Here is a 1,938-nt window from a genome sequence, read left to right on the forward strand (position 1 = left end):
TTTTGTGTGTGGGTTTTTTTTTTTTTTTTTTTTGTGGGGGGGGGGCTGGTTTTCTGGGGGTCACCCGGGGGGGGGGGGGGGGGGGGCGCGCCCCGGCCCACCACTCGACCTCGCTCCCCTGAAAGGACACGCCATGACCACCACAGCTCCGACCGGGGCGTCCCACGGCACGCGCCCCGCCGTGCCGGCCCCGAAGGCGACCGCTGCACGCCGCGGCTCGGTACTGCTCAGCACCCACCCCCGACTCCGGCTCATGCTGCTGCTGGCGGCCCCACTGTTCTGGCTCGGCGTGGTCTACATCGTCGCCCTCGTGCTGCTGCTCGTCACGGCGTTCTGGTCGGTCGACAGCTTCACCGGCGAGATCACCCAGTCGTGGACCCTCGACAACATCGTCGAGGTCGTGACCGGGTCGCTCTACCAGACGGTGACGCTGCGCACGGTCGGCGTCGCGCTGCTCGTCACCCTCATCGACGTGGCGCTCGCGCTGCCGATCGCCTTCTTCATGGCCAAGGTCGCGAGCCCGCGCATGCGCCGGATCCTCGTGATCGCCGTGCTCACCCCACTGTGGGCGTCGTACCTCGTCAAGGCATACGCCTGGCGATCGGTGCTCTCGCAAGACGGCATCCTCGAGTGGCTCGTCTCGCCGTTCGGCGGGCACACGCCCGGCTACGGCCTGCCGGCCACGGTGATCACGCTGTCGTACCTGTGGCTGCCGTACGTGATCCTGCCCATCTACGCAGGACTCGAGCGCGTGCCCGACTCGTTGCTCGAGGCATCCGGAGACCTCGGCGGCAAGGCCTGGCCGACGCTGCGCCTCATCGTCTTCCCGCTCGTGCTGCCGGCCATCATCGCGGGCACGATCTTCAGCTTCTCGCTGTCGCTCGGCGACTACATCACGGTCAACATCGTCGGCGGCGCGAACCAGATGCTCGGCAACCTCGTCTATACGAACGTCGGAGCGGCGAACAACCTGCCGCTCGCCTCAGCGATCGCGCTCATCCCGATCGTGATCATCTTCGGCTACCTCTTCCTCGTGCGTCGCACCGGCGCGCTCAACAGTCTCTAAGGAGCATCCGATGCGCATGTCAAGCCTGTCCCGCACGGTGCTCGCCGTCATCACGGGACTCATCCTGCTCGTCGTCTACGTGCCGCTGTTCGTCGTTCTCGTCAACTCGTTCTCGACCTCGACGTCGCTGAGCTGGCCGCCGCCCGGGTTCACGCTCGAGTGGTGGGGGCGCGCCTTCCAGAGCGCCGGTGCGCTCGAAGCGGTGGCGACGAGCGTTCAGGTCGCGATCGTCTCGACGATCATCTCGCTCGTGCTCGGCACCCTCATCTCGATCGCGTTGCAGCGCTTCGACTTCTTCGGACGCGAGGCGATCAGCCTGCTCGTCATCCTGCCGATCGCGCTGCCCGGCATCATCACCGGTATCGCGCTCAACAACTTCTTCCGCACGATCATGGGCGTGCCGCTCTCGATCTGGACCGTCGTCATCGCGCACGCGACCTTCTGCATCGTGACCGTGTTCAACAACGTGATCGCGAGGCTGCGCCGTCAGGGCACGAACCTCGAGGAGGCCTCCGCCGACCTCGGGGCGGGAGTCTGGACGACCTTCCGGCTCGTGACGTTCCCACAACTGCGGTCGGCGCTCCTTGCCGGCGGGCTGCTCGCGTTCGCGCTCAGTTTCGACGAGATCATCGTGACGACGTTCACCGCGGGTTCCGGGGTGACGACGCTGCCGATCTTCATCCTCAACAACATGTTCCGGCCGAGTCAGGCGCCGATCGTCTCGGTGATCGCGGTCGTGCTCGTGCTCGTGTCGATCATCCCGATCTACATCGCGCAGCGGCTCTCGGGCACGGAGGAGCGGCGGAGCTGAGCCCCGCCGCACCCGCCCCGCACCCGCCGAACGGGCACTCGATGCCGCCTCAGCTGAGGCG

Annotated in this window: 2 protein-coding genes; both read left to right on the forward strand. The window is 66.8% G+C overall.

What is annotated here, in order from left to right:
- The first annotated feature begins 133 nt into the window (after positions 1–133).
- Positions 134–1,066 carry an ABC transporter permease gene (locus tag ACWGST_RS17000; protein ID WP_452047849.1) on the forward strand — a complete coding sequence of 311 codons (933 nt, stop codon included), beginning with the start codon at positions 134–136 and terminating at the stop codon, positions 1,064–1,066.
- 16 nt (positions 1,067–1,082) lie between these two features.
- The gene (locus ACWGST_RS17005; protein ID WP_452047850.1) at positions 1,083–1,877 is read left to right on the forward strand and encodes an ABC transporter permease; all 795 of its coding nucleotides are present in this window, start codon (positions 1,083–1,085) and stop codon (positions 1,875–1,877) included.
- Positions 1,878–1,938: the final 61 nt, after the last annotated feature.

This window comes from Agromyces sp. NPDC055520 (genome assembly GCF_053619715.1).